Genomic DNA, 16,297 nt, shown 5'->3' on the forward strand with positions numbered 1-16,297 from the left:
TAAATGACTATGAAAAAAACACCGCACATATTGCAGTTTATTTGCTCTACGGGATTCTACGGCGCAGAACGCTGGATTCTGGCACTTTGTAAAAATACGCCAAAGCAAGATGCTAAACATTCATTAGCCGTGACCTTAGAAGACAACTCTAAAGACCTAGAGCTGGTTAAACAATTCAGAAAAGACTGTGGTGACGCCGTAGAAGTGCCGATGAATAACCGTTTTGATTTAGCGGTTATCAACAAATTGGTTCAATATATTCACGACAATAACATCGACATTATTCATACTCATGGTTATAAATCAGACATACTAGGGGTGATAGCAGCAAAAAAAGCCGGTATTCCCGTTGTTGTCACACCACATGGCTTTGAAAATGCAGAAGACTTTAAACTTCGCACTTTTATCTGGCTAGGTTGTCAAGCCATGCGCTTTGCAAATAAAGTTGTGCCCTTGTCGCCACAACTTGTCAAGGATGTGAAGGGGTTTGGAGTTAAAGAACCGAAACTAGTGTACATTCAAAACGGTGTCGATTTATCAGAAGTTGAAACCGTGAGAGACGCCGTTCCGCGCCTTGAAAAAACAAAAAAACGCATTGGCTTTATTGGGCAAATGATTAGTCGAAAAAATATCAAAGACATATTGGATATTTTTGACAGTCTTTCTGCTAAACGAAATGACATCGAATTGGTCTTACTTGGCGATGGCGATGACAGGGCTTCACTGGAGGCCTACTCAACAAATTTAAGTAGCAAAGAAGATATGCATTTTTTAGGGTATCGAGATGACCGACTAGACTATTTGCGCAGTTTTGATTTATTCGTAATGACGTCAACTTTGGAAGGTATTCCACGTTGCTTGATGGAAGCATGTGCGATGGGTACACCAATTGCGGCTTATGATATACCGGGTATTGATCAGTTGGTTCAACACAATGAAACTGGGATGCTTGCTAAACTAGGCGACAAAGCAACATTGAGCGAGTATTGGGCGCGTCTACTCGATGATGATATTTTTGCACAAACATGTGGTAAAAATGCGATAAACTATGTAAATCAACATTATGCTGCCAAACGAATGGCGGATGAGTACCTAGAGCTATTCAACGACTTGTTAGTATGTGAGCATGACAAATAAAACGGATTTAGTATTCATATTGAGCGTAGACACAGAGGAAGAATGGGACTGGAACGGCCCCTTTCCTGAAAAGGACTTTTCTGTAGAAAACCTACATGCCTTACCGCAATTTCAACAATTTTGCATGCGCTTGGGTATACGTCCATGTTATTTTGTAGACTATGCTGCCGCTAAAGGCTTGGATCCATCAAGCGAATTTATGCAACTTGTCCAAAAAAATACCTGCGAACTTGGCGCCCACCTTCATCCATGGGCAAACCCGCCTATTTTTGAAAAACCGACCGAAGAAAATTCACATGTCGTCAATTTGCCATTGACGCAAGTTGAACAGAAACTAGATGCTTTAATGCAAGTTTTCGCAGAGAAGTTCGAGTACCGACCTAGAGCTTTTAGAACCGGGCGTTGGGGAATTTCAGCGGAAATAATGGACTTACTTTGGTCAAGAGGGTTTACTGTCGACTCAAGTGTTTACCCATTTTATGAAAATGAATATTTTTCCTGTCAGGGTAGCCCAACACTCCCTTATTGGCCAGCAACTAGCGATGTGTTAAGTTGCGGTGAACAGCGTAACATATTAGAAATGCCAGTCACCGTCGGGTTTAATAGACAACCTTTTGAACTTGCGAATAAAATTAATAGAACACTAGATTCACCAAATTTACAGAAGGTGAAGGCTAATGCCATTTTATGGCACAGTAAACTGTTACGTAAAATTTACATGAGCCCAGAAGTGACGTCGTCGAGCAATATGATAAGCCTCTGTGATTCTGTTGATACTCAAAAACAACCAATTATTCATATGTACTTACACAGTTCTAATCTCATACAAAGTGGTACGGGAGTAATGGATAGTGAAGAACCCTATGCGCTAATAACACGTCGTATTAAAAATGTGATTGAACACCTTAAAAAACAACATAATGTAACCTTTATGACTTTATCGGAAGCTAAAGTGCACTTTCAAACGAACCCAAGATTTATTGCCGCATGACAATTGAAGTAATAGTAGATAACCAAATAAGCCGAGAACATTGGGATGAATATGTCAGTACTCAACCAAGTGCGACACCCTATCATTTGTTTGCTTGGGGCGAAGCGGTTGAACGTGCTTATGGTTTTAAATGTCACCGCTTTGCAGTGACTGAAAACCGACAATATGTCGGTATATTGCCTGTCGTTGAAATGCGCACAATGACTGGCAAAAAACACTTCTGTGCCTTGCCGTATTGTGACGTAGGCGCCCATATTTCCAACTCTGATGCGATTGCACTTACTTTAAAAGATGCACTTTTTAAAGCGGCTAAAAAGCTAGCGATCACTGACATAGAGTTAAGAGCCAGTGAATATGAACTATTAACACTGGATGCAGTGAGACCGGGTGAAAAAGTCAGGATGCAACTGTCCCTGCCCGATTCCGAAGATGCGCTCATGGCCCAATTTAAATCCAAACTTCGCAGCCAAATTAGAAAGGCTGAAAAAAATGGTTTAACGTACAAAACGATTCAATGTAATGAATCCAATGACGGACATGTATCCGACTTTTATGACATTATTGCGAAAAATATGCGAGCACTCGGTTCGCCAGTGCATGCTAAGCAATGGTATCAGGCCATATGCAGCAAATATGGGAAGAACGCTTACATTGCGTTGGTTTACTCTGAAGACGTCGCTGTGGGTGCAGCCATCGTCCTAAAAGCAGGCAACAAAGCGAGTATTCCTTGGGCCTCTACATTAGCAGATTACAATAGGTTAGCCCCTAATATGTTGTTGTATTGGGCAGTGCTATCTGAGGCAACAAAACAAGAAATAGCAATATTTGATTTTGGGCGTTCAACCGTGAGCGAAGGTACATACAATTTTAAAAAACAATGGGGGTGTCAACCTATGCGTCTTGACTGGCAGTCCTTTGAAAACGAAGAACAATGTGTGACCGCCCATGTCAATAAATCAAAATCGCGCGAGCGAATTGAAAATGTATGGCGAAAGTTACCACTACAGATGACCAATTTCCTTGGTCCTAAAATACGCAAACATATTAGTTTATAAAGGAAATGACGCATGTGCGGTATCGCAGGATTTTTACATAAAAATTTCGTTAAACTGGATAAATCTCACCTCGTCAACATGGGCAATGCCATAGCACACAGAGGTCCCGACGCACACGATGAATATATAGATGATTACGTTGGGCTTTGTCACCGCCGTTTGAGTATTCTCGATTTATCTGAAGCAGGTATCCAACCGATGTTTTCACCTGACAAGCAGGTGATAATTGTATTCAATGGCGAAATCTATAACTTTCCTGAACTAAAAGAAGAGCTAATCGGCGACGGTATTGTGTTCAACACCGGCACTGATACAGAGGTTATCATTCACCTTTACATTAAGTACGGAAATGCATGCGTCGCAAAACTAAATGGTATGTTTGCTTTCACCATATGGGATAAACGAGACAATTCGATGCTGATTGCCCGTGATCGCCTGGGTAAAAAACCTCTCTATTACTTAGAACACGACGGTAGATTCGCGTTTGCATCCGAAATTAAAGCCTTGTTGACACTACCTGATGTGCCTCGAGAGATTCGCTATGATGCGGTAAGAGACTTTTTTACCTACCAATATGTGCCGGACCCCAAAAGCATATTCAAGCATATTCATAAATTGCCCGCAGCTCACTATATGATAATCACAGGTGGGAACGTCAGTCTGCATAAATATTGGGAACTTGATTTTTCGTCACCAAGTACACAATCAGAAGCGTACTTAAAACAGGAGTTACAGACGCTTGCCAATGCATGCACTAAACGTCGTATGTTGAGTGACGTACCATTAGGCGCATTTTTAAGCGGTGGTGTGGATTCAAGTGGTGTAGTCGCCATGATGGCAAAGCAGTCAGATGCACCGGTTACCACCTGCACAATTGCGTTTGACGATAAAAAATATAACGAAGCTGAATTCGCTAAAACAGTGGCAGAGCAGTATGAGACAGCACACCATGAATTTTTGGTCAGTCAAAACGTAACGGACACCTTAGAACACATTGTAAGTTTTTTTGATGAGCCATTTGCTGATCCCTCTTTAGTACCCACGTTCTTTGTTTCAGAGCTTGCACGTCAAGCTGTGACTGTCGCCATCGCTGGGGATGGTGGTGACGAAGTATTTGCTGGTTACGAAAAGTATACAACGGATGACATTGAGAATCGATTGAGGGAAAAGTTTCCGCTATGGATGCGAAAAAACATATTTCCTAGCATGGCGAAGATATTTGCCATCTCTGAAAACTCACTTTTCCGTAAGGCAAAATCACTCTTAACCAGTTTGAGTGTTAGCCCGGAAATCGGGTTTTATATGACCAACGCGCAAATGCAAGACAGTCAATGGGAATCGCTCGCAAATGAACATATAAGCGACGCGTTGGGTCACTACCACCCTTCTGAAATCACAACAAAGTTTTACGATGAAGCCAACGGCCCAGACCACTTATCAAAAATACTGTATACCGACATTAAAACCTATTTGTGCGGTGGTATTCTGGTCAAAGTAGATCGAATGAGCATGGCAAACTCTCTTGAAGTTAGAGCACCTATCCTTGATAAAGAGATAATGGAATTTGCCGCCAAAGTCCCATCAAAGTTTAAGTTCAACAATGGTGAAAAGAAGTATCTCTTAAAAGAGGCGTTTAAAGACTATTTACCTGACGACATTCTGTATCGTAAAAAAATGGGCTTTTCTGTGCCACTTGCGAAGTGGTTTAGAGAAGAAATTAAACTGATTGCAGAAAAATTCTTAATTAAAAACGCCAAAGGCCTACCCACTATTTTTAACATGGCTCGCGTAAATGATTATTGGCAACAACATCAAACAAATAAAGCAGACCACAGTGCTATTTTATGGTCAATGTTGATGTTTGAGATGTGGTGGCAACGGTACATGCCTGATGAACAATAATAACACCAGCGCTCCCTCCATGAATGTAATGCATGTGACGTATGATATGCGCATAGGCGGCACAGAAATGGTGATTAAAAGCATTGTTGAAGGCATTTCCACCAATAAAGTATCTCAATCCATCTTTTGTATTGAAGAACCCTTAGGGCCTTGGGGACAAAGCATGCAAACCGACGGCCTGCCAATTTTTACAGCAAATCGGCGTCCAGGATTTGACATGGCACTCATCAAAGCTATTCGTCAAGAAATACGCCTAAAGGACATTGATATTGTGCACTGTCATCAATATACCCCGTGGGTATACGGTACGATAGCGGCGCTGTTTACCTCCGCTAAGGTGATATTTACAGAGCATGGGCGGTTTTACCCAGACTATAAATCGCCAAAGCGTCGTTGGATTAACCCAATGCTAAACGCGTTAACCAAACAAGTAACCTCTATTTCAACAGCAACTGCGCAAGCACTTGAAGATTTCGAGTACTTATCAAAAAACAAGATCCAAGTCCTATACAATGGCATTTCAGATGTTATACCGACGACCAAAAGAGATTTACATACAGATTTATCACTATCATCAGACACAACAATACTAGGTTGTATTGCTCGTTTTGACCCAATAAAAAATCATCTGATGATGCTCGAAGGTTTACACTTCGCTATGCAAGATGGCCTAAAAGCGCACTTAGTGATCGTTGGCGACGGCGAAATGCGTCAACCGATAGAAGATAAAATCGATGAGCTACACCTTCAATCTCACGTAACCTTAACGGGATATCAATCTGAACCATTTAATTACTTAAATGCAATGGATATTTTCTTGTTAACGTCATTTAGTGAAGGCACATCAATGACATTACTTGAGGCCATGCGTGCATCAAAGCCTTGTATAGTAACGAATGTCGGTGGAAATCCAGAAGTAATTAAAGACGGGGAAACCGGTATTGTGATTCCAAATGACGACGCTGATGCCCTCGCAAAGGCGATATCATCACTTGTCAAAGACAAAACAAAATATGATGCAATGTCCGCGGCTGCCCAAAAGCGATTTGGCGCATTGTTTAGTGCTGACATAATGTGCGCCCAATATTTGTCTTTATACACAACGATTACAGGCAACGAATAACTAATGTCAACGCAAGAGAAATCCACACTCCCCTTAGTCTCAGTCATTATGCCAGCGTATAACGCGGCGAGATTTGTGCGAGCATCTATTGATGCTGTTTTATCGCAGTCACATTCAAACGTAGAGCTTATTGTTATCAATGACGGATCTAGTGATGAAACCCCTAACATTCTTGCAGAATACTCAGATAAGATCATCGCAATAAATATTGATAATAGTGGCGTGTCTGCCGCCAGAAACATAGGAATAGCAAACGCTAAGGGCGAATGGCTAGCGTTTTGCGATGCCGATGATATCTGGTTTAAGGATAAACTGGCTCAACAACTTGGTAGCATTAACGATAATGTATGGTCGTATACAGACTCATTTTATTTTGGTGAAGACTACCCATATGCTGACGATAGCCCAACTAACACTAAGCGATCTGATCTGAGCAACTTGTATTCGGGCAAAGTATTCGACCACTTAATTCTTGAAAACTTTATTACTACGTCCAGTTTATTAATTAAAAAAAGTGTGCTTGAAAAATTTGGCGGTTTTGACAAAAATTTAAGTAGCATGGAAGACTGGTCACTTTGGCTGAATATTGCCACGGAATACCCTATAGCCTTGGTGCCACAAACCTTACTTAAATATCGTGTTTATAGTGGTTCTACTTCAAGAAAAGCAAGAGAGGCCCTACCCTTGCATTTATCCGTTATAGACAATGCGATAGCGGGCTTAACAATAGAGAAACGTGACCAATATAAAAAATTTGCACATCGTAAGTCCTATACAATTACGTCCTATATTGCGGAACAAGCTAATGATTATCCGTTCGCAATTTACTGTGCCTGGAAGGCACTGTTACTGTCACCATCCATATCTACACTGAAGCGCTTTTTGGCTACCTTGGTAGGCAGGTTTAGGTAATATGATTGAAACAACTAAGATTCTTACTCTCTTGAGTTAACTAATATATGCAACGCTTCTATTATATCGATTTACTGCGTGCGCTAGCCATTATGATGGTATTTGTAGCCCACTCAATATTAAGCTTTGGCCCTGCACCATGGAATTTTGGTTTTCAATTTGGCGGCACCGGTGTTGAATTGTTTTTCTTATTGTCAGGATGGCTGATTGGCTCACAATTGTATAAGGAACAACAAAAATTTGGCTCTATTGACATAAAACGGTTTTGGTTTAGGCGATGGATGCGCACTTTCCCAGCATACTTTGCTGTTCTATTTTTCACGTTAGGACAGCTTTACCTCACAAAAGAGTCAGTACCTAATCCAACAGCCTATTTTTTCTTTCTACAGAATTACTTAACGGATTTACCTTTTTTTTATGTCAGTTGGTCGTTATCTGTTGAGGAACAATTTTACCTTATGATTGCGCCAACCTTGGTTTTACTAAGTCGCTCGAAAAGTATTAATTTCCAATTTGGAATATTGCTTCTCATATTACTATCACCAAGCTTGTTTAGGTTCATGGATTTATATACAAAAAGTACGCAAACACATGTTCGCTGGGACTGCTGTGTGATGGGTGTTTTACTAGCATTTATACATTTCAAAAAACCCAAACTATGGGCTAATATTAGCAAACGTGCATTTGCTGTTTGTGCAATTTGCGTATGTATTTATATGAGCTTCTATGCATTTCAATGGTTTAAACCGTACACCCAATATCAAGGGCCTTCTAACCTAGTATTGGCATTTGTGTTCAGTGGAATGCTCATTTTTGCTATTCAAAAATCAGTAAACAAACTACCCGTTTGCCACGCAGTAATAATGCACATATCAACACGCTCATATTCAATGTACTTATTGCACCCAGATGCACTCGCAGTATGTAAAAAGTTCTTCCCAATTAGCAATTATTTCGTTTTTTTTACTTGCTCATTTATCATCACCATGCTCGCATCGGAAATTCTGTATAGAGTTATTGAACTACCGTTTATTGGACTGCGTGAAAAATACAAATTTTCCGCAAAACGCACAAGGTCATGCTGACCTCTTCTCACTATCAAAATAAGTATTTTAATGTCACTAAAACTGAATAATGCATTACTAACCTTGCTTGTACTTGTCGTACTGACGCCATTGCGTGTGTCTGGTGCGCAACAACCATTAATGAACGTAGAACAATTTACTTACGAGGGAGGTTTTAGAGTAAGCACTAAAGCCTTTGGTCAAACCCAATTCCACAGTTCTCAATATGCCTACGGTATTTTTACTATAGATAAAAAACGAAATTCAATGTTTCTCATTGGTCACCCACGAATGAGTAACATTGCAGAGTTTGCTCTGCCTGAAATTAAGCGTACAGCGAATATTTCTGCGTTCGATATAGCGGCGAATATAAAACAAGGGTTCAGCCAGTTTCACAATACATCACGAGTTGATACTGGTATAAACAATTACTTCAGGGTGACAGGTATAGGGACCTACAAGGAAGGTCTCATCGTAAACTACATAAATTGGTATGATGCCGGCGGGACTGAAACAGATACAACGGTGTTTATTGAAGATCGTACACAACTGGCTCAAAGCGAAATACAAGGGCCATATCAACTTGACGGCGCTGCACACAGCTCAGGCTGGATAACGGAGGTTCCGAACGAATGGCAAGACAAGTTCAATGCCTCACATATATTTGGAAACCATGCATACTCCTCGATTATTTCTCGCTCTTCCGTGGGGCCTAGTTTTTTTGCCGTGGATCTCAAAACATCACCGTTTATCAGCGCTACATCGGGGCGAATACATACAAAAGCGCTATTGGACTTTCCACTAAAGCACCTATTACGCAAACCACATTATAAAATTAACAACAACCGAGATGCTATTTTATATAATGAAGACGGAAAAAATGATTTGTGGACCTTCGTGTCTGGTGCAGCTTATGGTTTTATAGTGCCCGGCACGAGAACTTACTTAACCATTGGTAAATCGGGTGGCCATGAATCAAAAATCGGATATAAAATAAAAAGAACAGACGGCTCAAAATGTGGCGGAATGTGCGTAAAAGATAGAGAAGATGCGTATGCTTACTACTGGGCATGGGATGTAAACGACTTACTTGAAGTAAAGAATGAAGAGCGTCTCCCCCATCAGATACAACCCTATGAGTATGGAAAATGGCCAATCCCAAAATCACTCGGCGTAACAGAAATTTCATATGGGTATTTTGATAACGAAGAGAACAAGCTTTACCTTTCCGTCAAAGACGGTGACAACATTGCCAAGTATTCAAGAAGCCCGATATTTCTAGTGTATAACTACAAAAGCCCTTAAGACCGCTTGACCTTTGCAGTGAATCTGGAGAGCTGCTGGCTCAATAATTGTGTAATCCACTCAACGGTTTTATCTACATCACGATTGATGAACTTCATCAAGAAAAAGCTTATGCATAACGTAATTATGTATAGCGCGCCATAAATTGCACTGAGAATAAGCAAGTTCAAAAATGCCAATTCAGAGAAAAACAAATATTGTGAGAATGACGCAAGGTAATTTGCAAAAACTATTGGAATAAGCAAACCTGCAAATGCAAATAGGGAGAAACTAAAATAAAACCATACCACTGCGACAATCAATAGCAGACTAACGGCTGCAATGATTATTCGCCACTCAGCAAACACAACTAAATCGCCCGAGAAAAACAACAAAAACGCGGCAAGCATCGCAGCAAAGGTAATCAGATCATAATAAAACAAAAGCTTTACCTTAGAAACACTGGTTAAGGCCTGTTGAAAAATAGCAACAATCGAATAGTTTATGATAAAGAATGACAAAATTCCGAGAATCGGCGCGAATACCTGCCATTTTTCATCAAATAAAGTACTCACTAGATATTCATCATATAAAAATAATATGCCCGCAATTGGCGATGTAATAGATAGTAACAAGGTGACAGAGGTCAATATTTGAAAATTAATACTCCTTTTGTCACCCTTCACTTTTGCAAATGTCGCTAGCAAAGGCTCAGACAGCGGTTGAATAACTTCCCTACCTGGTAGCGTTGAAATATTTTTCATCATGTTGTAACCACCTAGATCGCCAGTAGAAAACGACTTTGATATGAAGATAGTATCAAATTCTGACTTAATATAACCCAGTACAGCTTTTAACAGCATCCACTTAGAAAATGACCATTGGTTTAGCAACTTACTTAGGGTAAATCTAGGACTGTATTTCGCAATAACATATGAATAAGACGCTTTGATTACGTAGGACGCAACAACGCCAATTATCATCGCCCAATAGCTCTTTAGTGCATAAGCCAAACTCAACGTGATAACGAAACTACCCAATTTATCAACAATGGCTAATCTCACCAAGGGTTGGTAATTGAGTTCTCTTTTTTGCAAGAGAATACCTGGACTGATGAACGCACTGATCGGCAAAATTGAAGAAATAACAATAAGTGGCCAAAACAACTTAGGTTGCTCAAAAAATAATGCTAATGGCCAAGCACACGCAATAAGAATCACGGCAAGGCCTGTCTTTAACAAAATACCTAAAGTCCAAGCAGTATTTAAGTCATCGTCATCTACTTCGTCTTTTTGCACGATGTACTGCTGCGCACCAGAATCTGACAAAACGTCGCATAAGAATACTAACATCGTCGCAATAGCGACCAAACCAAAGTCTTCAGGCGTTAGTAGCCTGGCCAGTATTAAAAGGCTTACGATCCCGATACTTCGCTGTATTCCCCTTATTATGAGAATAAAGAATGAGCTATCGAGTGTTTTTTGTGCGAGAGACATATTAGGCGTCTTGTCCTGTTTGACTTATTGTTTGGCGTAACTTTTGACCTAAGGCTAGGTTGTCGGCCAATTGCGTTGCAATAATACCTGAGTCGTTTTCAGTCTCGCTTAATTTTATGTTAAGCGCTTTTCGTAATACATCGATATCCATTGCACTTGCAGCATCAATGCCTTCCTTGTTGGTGTGCGAGCGTAAAAATGCAGCCATTTTGTTGTCACATAGCAAGGCTAAAAAACGCGTTTGAAGGCCATAACTCATAATACAACCGTGTAAACGGCTACTAACCACCAACGACGCTTGCGCGATCATACGAATCGGTTTTTCGTGATTAGCACAAATATTCGTATGCGCCTGATATTCTAGGTTGAATTCGCTTGCTAAGGTACGTAAATGGCTCGAGATAACATGTTCTTCAGCCCCAGCTAAACGCAGATCAGAAGGATGTATCATGTGCAACAGAACGGGTTTACGCGCTGTCTTGGATGTAAATATAGGAGAAAAATAATTTATAGACGGACAAATCGACATCGCTAACTTCTCCGGCGCGCACCCATGTCGCGTAAACTCTTGTTCGGTAAAATCATCTCTTACACCACAAAATGTTGCGCCTTGAATGATTTTTTCTATTTCCGTTGCAGGCATTTGCGCCCGTCCTTCCATGTAATTGATACCAATACCCAAAACGGAGTATCGTAAACTACTCTGCAAGATTGCATCCCAGACAGGAGAAAATACGGGCTGTAACAAGCCCCCACCGCCGATGACCAAATGAGTATCCACAGGCGCTTTAGCGAGTCTACTTCTTATCGTACTAATCGCAATAGGTGTACAAAAAAGTAACTGACCGTCTAAGCCAACAATATGTTTAACGCCGAGATGAGAAATATAATCACCAACATTTCCTTTGTTAGCAAACATATAAATAACTTTCGATTTCTTTACATGTTTCATGACGAAATTATGCCAGTGGTACTTCACAAAAAAACTTAAACTACCGTATAGATCAACATGTTCTGAAAGGTAGAGTTCATACCGCCACCTCAAAAATTCGGGCAATAGCTTTTTCATTTCGTTTCTAATACCTGTTTATATGCCGCTGCAACCGCTTTTGCCGCAGTTGACCAAGTAAATCCTTGAGTGCGTTTTTTACCTGCGGCACTTAGTTCATGCCAGCACGTATCGTCCGTTAACAATGCATGGGTTGCGCGCATAAGCGCCTCGCTATCCTCCGCATCCGCTGAGAAGACAGCTTCCTCGCCAATTTCTATCAATACTTTTGCATTTGAAACAACAGCGGGGGTCTCTCTCGCCATGGCCTGCAATAGCGGAAATCCAAACCCTTCTTCTCTAGAGGCAAACAATAACACCCTTACTTTGCTAAAAAGTGATAGTAACAATTGTTCATCTATCCACCCATGAATCTCGCAATAATCTTCCATGCCAGTCGAGCGAATATACTTAACGATTTCACCATCAGTGGTATTAGCAATACCAGCTATGTATAGCTTGTTGGCGAGCTTTACGTGTTCCGGCAGCTTGCGATACGCATCAAGCATGTTTTGCCAGTTTTTTTGGTAGCTTTCTCCACCAAGCATTAACACGCCTGCACGTTCTGATAAATCATATCGAGTTTTATCAAGGAGATAGTTTTCTGGCACCCCATGATATACGTATGAGATCTTATTGCTGACATTTGGAAATGTCGACAAAATCGATGATTGGGCATAATTGGAAATGGTAAGCACATGGTCTGCATGTTTCAATCCCAGGCGATACATAGCCCAGCGGTACAATTTACGCTTTAAGCAATAGATAAAATGTGAAAATGACTGCCCTTTTTCGGGGAAAGAAAATAAGTTTAAATGCTTCCATTCCATTACGTCGTGGTAAGTCACTATTTGCTTAGTTTTCGCTCTAAGCGAGGTTCGATTACACGGGAGATGAATTAAATCTAAATGAAACTCACTGACTTTTTTCGGCAAATAAGATTGTTCCCACTTTACATCCTCATCACTCAGCACATCAACAAACGTAACATTGTCGCGCTTACACGCGTCAATCCTATGTTGATAGTCACTGGGGTGCTCATTGTGTTCAAACGCCGTATTTATAAAAAAGTAAAAATCAGCATCCATAAGGTCAGGTAAATACTGACATAAATAAAAAACATAGGTCGGCATACCGCGTTGCTTGTAACATAAACTTCTGGCATCGATGCCTATTTTTAACCTAGTCAAGCGTTTACACTCCTTGATGACCAACGTTTGACAGTATAGCGACGCATGGGTCGCTCAATATATTGATACGTAAAGTGAGACATCACAATACAGCTGACAATGATTGCAGTAAGATCAAATACGGAAGCGTAAGACGCATCAGCTAAAAACAACATCTTATAAAACGCGATAACAAAAATATGATTGAGGTAAAGCGAGTAAGAAATTTCGCCGAAATATACCATGCCTTTATGGTTTAACAGGGTGTGTAGGGGTGTTTTAGAACAAAGAAACGCAAATAACATTAGCGCAAATAAGCTAGGAACAAAAAAGTGATTCGCTGTAAAATTAAAACCCAGTACAACACAACTTGTGCATGCGAAAACTAACAAAGACACAGCCCCTCGATTGCTAATTTTATCTTTAAACTTTACAAAAAATACGTGTAAACATACACCGCAATAGAAAGTAACGACGCATCTAAATAGCCCTAAGGTGCTAATACCTTCACCTAATGATACAAAGCCAAAAAAGTCATACATAATAGCGATTGATAGCACTAATACACAAAAAAGGATAAACACCCCTGTTGATTTTTTCGGGAATACCAACAGAACAAATGGCAGTAAAAGATAGGCAAATAATTCACCGCTTATCGTCCAAGAGGGCATGTTCCAAGTATTCCAATACTCCCCAGTGATTATCCAAATGTCGACGAGTAAAATTTTAAAAAAAAGTGCAACTAACGAATACTGTTTTGCATCAATTGATCTGTCTGTTATCAAAAAAGCGAGAGGAAATAGTAGAAATAACGCTAGAACGAATACATGTAATGGATATATACGCGCGATGCGCTTTATGATAAAAGTTTGAATCTCAGAAAAATTCAACTTATTACTAAATGTTTCAGCATAATTGTAGGCCAAAATAAAACCGCTAAGTAAAAAGAAAAAGTCCACTGCCAAATAGCCTTTGTTGTATAAAAAGCTAAGTGCATTTGAAAAATCATGTTGGTGTAAAAAATATTTTAAGTGGTATAAAACAACGCAAAATGCCGCAATACCACGTAACGATGTTAAATAATTCATACGCGATGCGAGCCTACATTTCCTCTAATCTTTATCTGAGGTTCATGTTGACGAGTAAACGCAGATACTTTCTTCTTACTTGATTCTTCTGTATTTTCTTGCTCATCAGATTCTAATGCTTCAATGCCTTTTATAGCAATAGAAACGCAGTACAGATAATACATCCAGGGATAGAACGCTACGCCAATGAACATCCCGCCACTGATATAAATAATAAGAGACGCCCTAATCGCGCGCTTACCATCAGAGTATAATGGCTCGGTGTTATTCATCATATTCTTTGAACGCAACAACGACAAACCATGAAGAATAATACCAAGAAATAGTATCAGCCCTCCGTAACCGGTTTCACCAAGCACTTCAAAATAAATATTATGGAAGGCTTTTCCGCCTCGTTGGTTAATCTCAACTTCCTGACCTTGTTGGTATTTGTGTAATTGCCCGGCATTTGCATTGTATGAATAAAAGCCACCACCAAAAAATGGCCGTTCTTTAACATAGTCAATCGTCCAGCGCCATACGACTAATCGTCCTATTGCGGATTTTTCATCTGTTTTTGCGTTGTCAATTGTACTCATCCGTTGGAACCAGGCATCTGTCGCGATAAACATAAAGGCAGTGCCAAAAATACCCAAGGCTAGGAAGTATTTAAATTTCTTTTTACTTTGAAAAAATTGAATAAAGACAAGAACAGCAAGTGCGACTAAGCCCGTCCGGGCTTGCGTGCCAACAAGTACTGCGAGAGAGCATAAAACTAAGAACAAAAACAAATACCCTACGGGAGGTATTTGCTTCACTAATAGCGAGTGCTTTCTGATATATAGAAAAATTGGGATAAGTGATATGGAAAGCGCGGATAGCGTGCTTCCCTCTGCATACATGAACCCCCCCAAGCCGATGAGAGATACGCCGTAGCCACCACCGCCAAGTAAAGACTTCACGCCCCCCATAAAAATAAAATAGGACAATGCCGAGGCACTTACCAAAACAAAAAACTCAATATGCTTTTTGCTCGTCAACGCAAAGGGGATAAAGTATGCAAATATTAAGGTCTTAATCGTGAAGTCATACTTTAACCAAGCCACTAACTGGAATTCAGCGCGTACGGTAGATATCGTAATCCAAAGCATGAATGTCAACATTAAGAAATGATACAAACCACTTCTAGGTATACGTACTTTTTTATTTTGAAGCACTATCACCATGAAGAAGAACAAGGTAAAAAGTAATGATAGTTTCTGACCTGCCAAAAATGAGAATGATGTTGATTGAGGCTGGACAATATTTACCCAAACAGCTGAGCACAGCGCCACATGTGGTCGAGTAAATCCAAAGATCACAAAACCGAGAAGAATGAACGAAAGAAATAAATCAGTGAGCATAGTAGTATCTAATCGTCTTTGTTTTTAACGCAGTACACAAAAAAGACAAGCATCATAAGCCCAAAATGCACAAGCACTGACAAACTATCTACACCTAACATATAATGACCTCTGTCCCACTTATTCGGTTCACGAACAACAAACCTATCGACTACGAATGAGTTTAGCAGGGTTTCCGCCCACTATACTGCCTGCGGGGAACGCCTTAGTCACAACGCTACCTGCTGCTACTATACTGTTATCGCCCAAATCAGCCATAATTATAGCGCCATTTCCAATCCAGCAATTTTTACCAATCTGTACTTTCGTTAACTCGCCCTTTTGGTCTTTTATCGGAACGTCGATCTCATTGAAGCCATGCTGATTTTTCCCACTCAAGACATGCACACCACTGCCAAGGAGACAATTCTCACCGATATAGCAACTGCCGATATTCGACTGTGGTCCAATATAGACGCCGTCGGAAATATCCATATTCCGCTGTGACAGTAACACACCGAAGCCAATGTATATGTCTATGCTCACGTCATTGCACAACCATCGATGCAAACACACCCTAAAAAAACTACCAAACTTGCCCGGTAGCATACTCAAGAGTTGGCTAAATGCTTGGAACAACGCATCCTTATCCCGCACCGCGAAACTC

Annotated in this window: 14 protein-coding genes; 8 read left to right on the forward strand and 6 right to left on the reverse strand. The window is 40.4% G+C overall.

The features are described from left to right. Positions 1-9: 9 nt before the first annotated feature. The 8 genes from QQK00_RS09305 to QQK00_RS09340 are packed head-to-tail and all read left to right on the forward strand — an operon-like array spanning position 10 to position 9,489. Entirely contained in the window at positions 10-1,137 is a 1,128-nt protein-coding gene (locus QQK00_RS09305; protein WP_284217589.1) for a glycosyltransferase, read from the forward strand. Then, complete coding sequence (locus QQK00_RS09310) at positions 1,127-2,128, forward strand: polysaccharide deacetylase family protein (protein WP_284217200.1); 1,002 nt, start codon at positions 1,127-1,129, stop codon at positions 2,126-2,128. Before QQK00_RS09305 ends, QQK00_RS09310 begins: the two co-directional genes overlap by 11 nt. Next, positions 2,125-3,183 carry a FemAB family XrtA/PEP-CTERM system-associated protein gene (locus QQK00_RS09315; RefSeq protein WP_284217201.1) on the forward strand — a complete coding sequence of 353 codons (1,059 nt, stop codon included), beginning with the start codon at positions 2,125-2,127 and terminating at the stop codon, positions 3,181-3,183. Before QQK00_RS09310 ends, QQK00_RS09315 begins: the two co-directional genes overlap by 4 nt. 12 nt (positions 3,184-3,195) lie before the next feature. Then, the gene (gene asnB, locus QQK00_RS09320; protein WP_284217202.1) at positions 3,196-5,085 is read left to right on the forward strand and encodes an asparagine synthase (glutamine-hydrolyzing); all 1,890 of its coding nucleotides are present in this window, start codon (positions 3,196-3,198) and stop codon (positions 5,083-5,085) included. Continuing rightward, positions 5,075-6,208: a glycosyltransferase gene (locus tag QQK00_RS09325; protein ID WP_284217203.1), complete on the forward strand. Its 1,134-nt coding sequence runs from the start codon at positions 5,075-5,077 to the stop codon at positions 6,206-6,208. The genes asnB and QQK00_RS09325 overlap by 11 nt, the downstream gene beginning before the upstream one ends. A 3-nt stretch (positions 6,209-6,211) precedes the next feature. Then, complete coding sequence (locus QQK00_RS09330; protein WP_284217204.1) at positions 6,212-7,120, forward strand: glycosyltransferase family 2 protein; 909 nt, start codon at positions 6,212-6,214, stop codon at positions 7,118-7,120. Between the two features lie 47 nt (positions 7,121-7,167). After that, complete coding sequence (locus QQK00_RS09335; RefSeq protein ID WP_284217205.1) at positions 7,168-8,205, forward strand: acyltransferase family protein; 1,038 nt, start codon at positions 7,168-7,170, stop codon at positions 8,203-8,205. 30 nt (positions 8,206-8,235) lie between these two features. Continuing rightward, entirely contained in the window at positions 8,236-9,489 is a 1,254-nt protein-coding gene (locus QQK00_RS09340; RefSeq protein ID WP_284217206.1) for a hypothetical protein, read from the forward strand. On the opposite strand, the gene QQK00_RS09345 is transcribed toward QQK00_RS09340, so the two are convergent. The 6 genes from QQK00_RS09345 to QQK00_RS09370 all read right to left on the reverse strand — a co-directional run bounded on the left by QQK00_RS09345 (position 9,486) and on the right by QQK00_RS09370 (position 16,287). Continuing rightward, positions 9,486-10,964, reverse strand: a complete 1,479-nt coding sequence (locus QQK00_RS09345) for an oligosaccharide flippase family protein (protein ID WP_284217207.1) — start codon at positions 10,962-10,964, stop codon at positions 9,486-9,488. The two genes, QQK00_RS09340 and QQK00_RS09345, sit on opposite strands and share 4 nt — an antisense overlap. Before the next feature lies 1 nt (position 10,965). Next, on the reverse strand, positions 10,966-12,033 hold the full coding sequence (locus QQK00_RS09350; RefSeq protein WP_284217208.1) for a polysaccharide pyruvyl transferase family protein: 1,068 nt from the start codon (positions 12,031-12,033) through the stop codon (positions 10,966-10,968). Further along, entirely contained in the window at positions 12,030-13,202 is a 1,173-nt protein-coding gene (locus tag QQK00_RS09355) for a glycosyltransferase family 4 protein (protein WP_284217209.1), read from the reverse strand. The genes QQK00_RS09350 and QQK00_RS09355 overlap by 4 nt, the downstream gene beginning before the upstream one ends. Further along, on the reverse strand, positions 13,199-14,269 hold the full coding sequence (locus QQK00_RS09360; protein ID WP_284217210.1) for an acyltransferase family protein: 1,071 nt from the start codon (positions 14,267-14,269) through the stop codon (positions 13,199-13,201). Before QQK00_RS09360 ends, QQK00_RS09355 begins: the two co-directional genes overlap by 4 nt. Further along, a complete protein-coding gene (locus QQK00_RS09365; protein ID WP_284217211.1) occupies positions 14,266-15,651 on the reverse strand; it encodes a putative O-glycosylation ligase, exosortase A system-associated in 1,386 nt (461 codons plus the stop codon). The genes QQK00_RS09360 and QQK00_RS09365 overlap by 4 nt, the downstream gene beginning before the upstream one ends. Positions 15,652-15,795: 144 nt before the next feature. Next, a complete protein-coding gene (locus tag QQK00_RS09370) occupies positions 15,796-16,287 on the reverse strand; it encodes an acyltransferase (protein WP_284217212.1) in 492 nt (163 codons plus the stop codon). Positions 16,288-16,297 lie beyond the last annotated feature (10 nt).

Source organism: Agaribacter marinus (genome assembly GCF_030160655.1).
GTDB classification, from domain to species: domain Bacteria; phylum Pseudomonadota; class Gammaproteobacteria; order Enterobacterales; family Alteromonadaceae; genus Glaciecola; species Glaciecola marina.

Bases quoted from the DNA above. Each gene is read 5' to 3' on its own strand.
- QQK00_RS09305 (WP_284217589.1), top strand. From the start codon at position 10: ATGAAAAAAACACCGCACATATTGCAGTTTATTTGCTCTACGGGATTC.
- QQK00_RS09310 (WP_284217200.1), top strand. From the start codon at position 1,127: ATGACAAATAAAACGGATTTAGTATTCATATTGAGCGTAGACACAGAG.
- QQK00_RS09315 (WP_284217201.1), top strand. From the start codon at position 2,125: ATGACAATTGAAGTAATAGTAGATAACCAAATAAGCCGAGAACATTGG.
- asnB (WP_284217202.1), top strand. From the start codon at position 3,196: ATGTGCGGTATCGCAGGATTTTTACATAAAAATTTCGTTAAACTGGAT.
- QQK00_RS09325 (WP_284217203.1), top strand. From the start codon at position 5,075: ATGAACAATAATAACACCAGCGCTCCCTCCATGAATGTAATGCATGTG.
- QQK00_RS09330 (WP_284217204.1), top strand. From the start codon at position 6,212: ATGTCAACGCAAGAGAAATCCACACTCCCCTTAGTCTCAGTCATTATG.
- QQK00_RS09335 (WP_284217205.1), top strand. From the start codon at position 7,168: ATGCAACGCTTCTATTATATCGATTTACTGCGTGCGCTAGCCATTATG.
- QQK00_RS09340 (WP_284217206.1), top strand. From the start codon at position 8,236: ATGTCACTAAAACTGAATAATGCATTACTAACCTTGCTTGTACTTGTC.
- QQK00_RS09345 (WP_284217207.1), bottom strand. From the start codon at position 10,964: ATGTCTCTCGCACAAAAAACACTCGATAGCTCATTCTTTATTCTCATA.
- QQK00_RS09350 (WP_284217208.1), bottom strand. From the start codon at position 12,033: ATGAAAAAGCTATTGCCCGAATTTTTGAGGTGGCGGTATGAACTCTAC.
- QQK00_RS09360 (WP_284217210.1), bottom strand. From the start codon at position 14,269: ATGAATTATTTAACATCGTTACGTGGTATTGCGGCATTTTGCGTTGTT.
- QQK00_RS09365 (WP_284217211.1), bottom strand. From the start codon at position 15,651: ATGCTCACTGATTTATTTCTTTCGTTCATTCTTCTCGGTTTTGTGATC.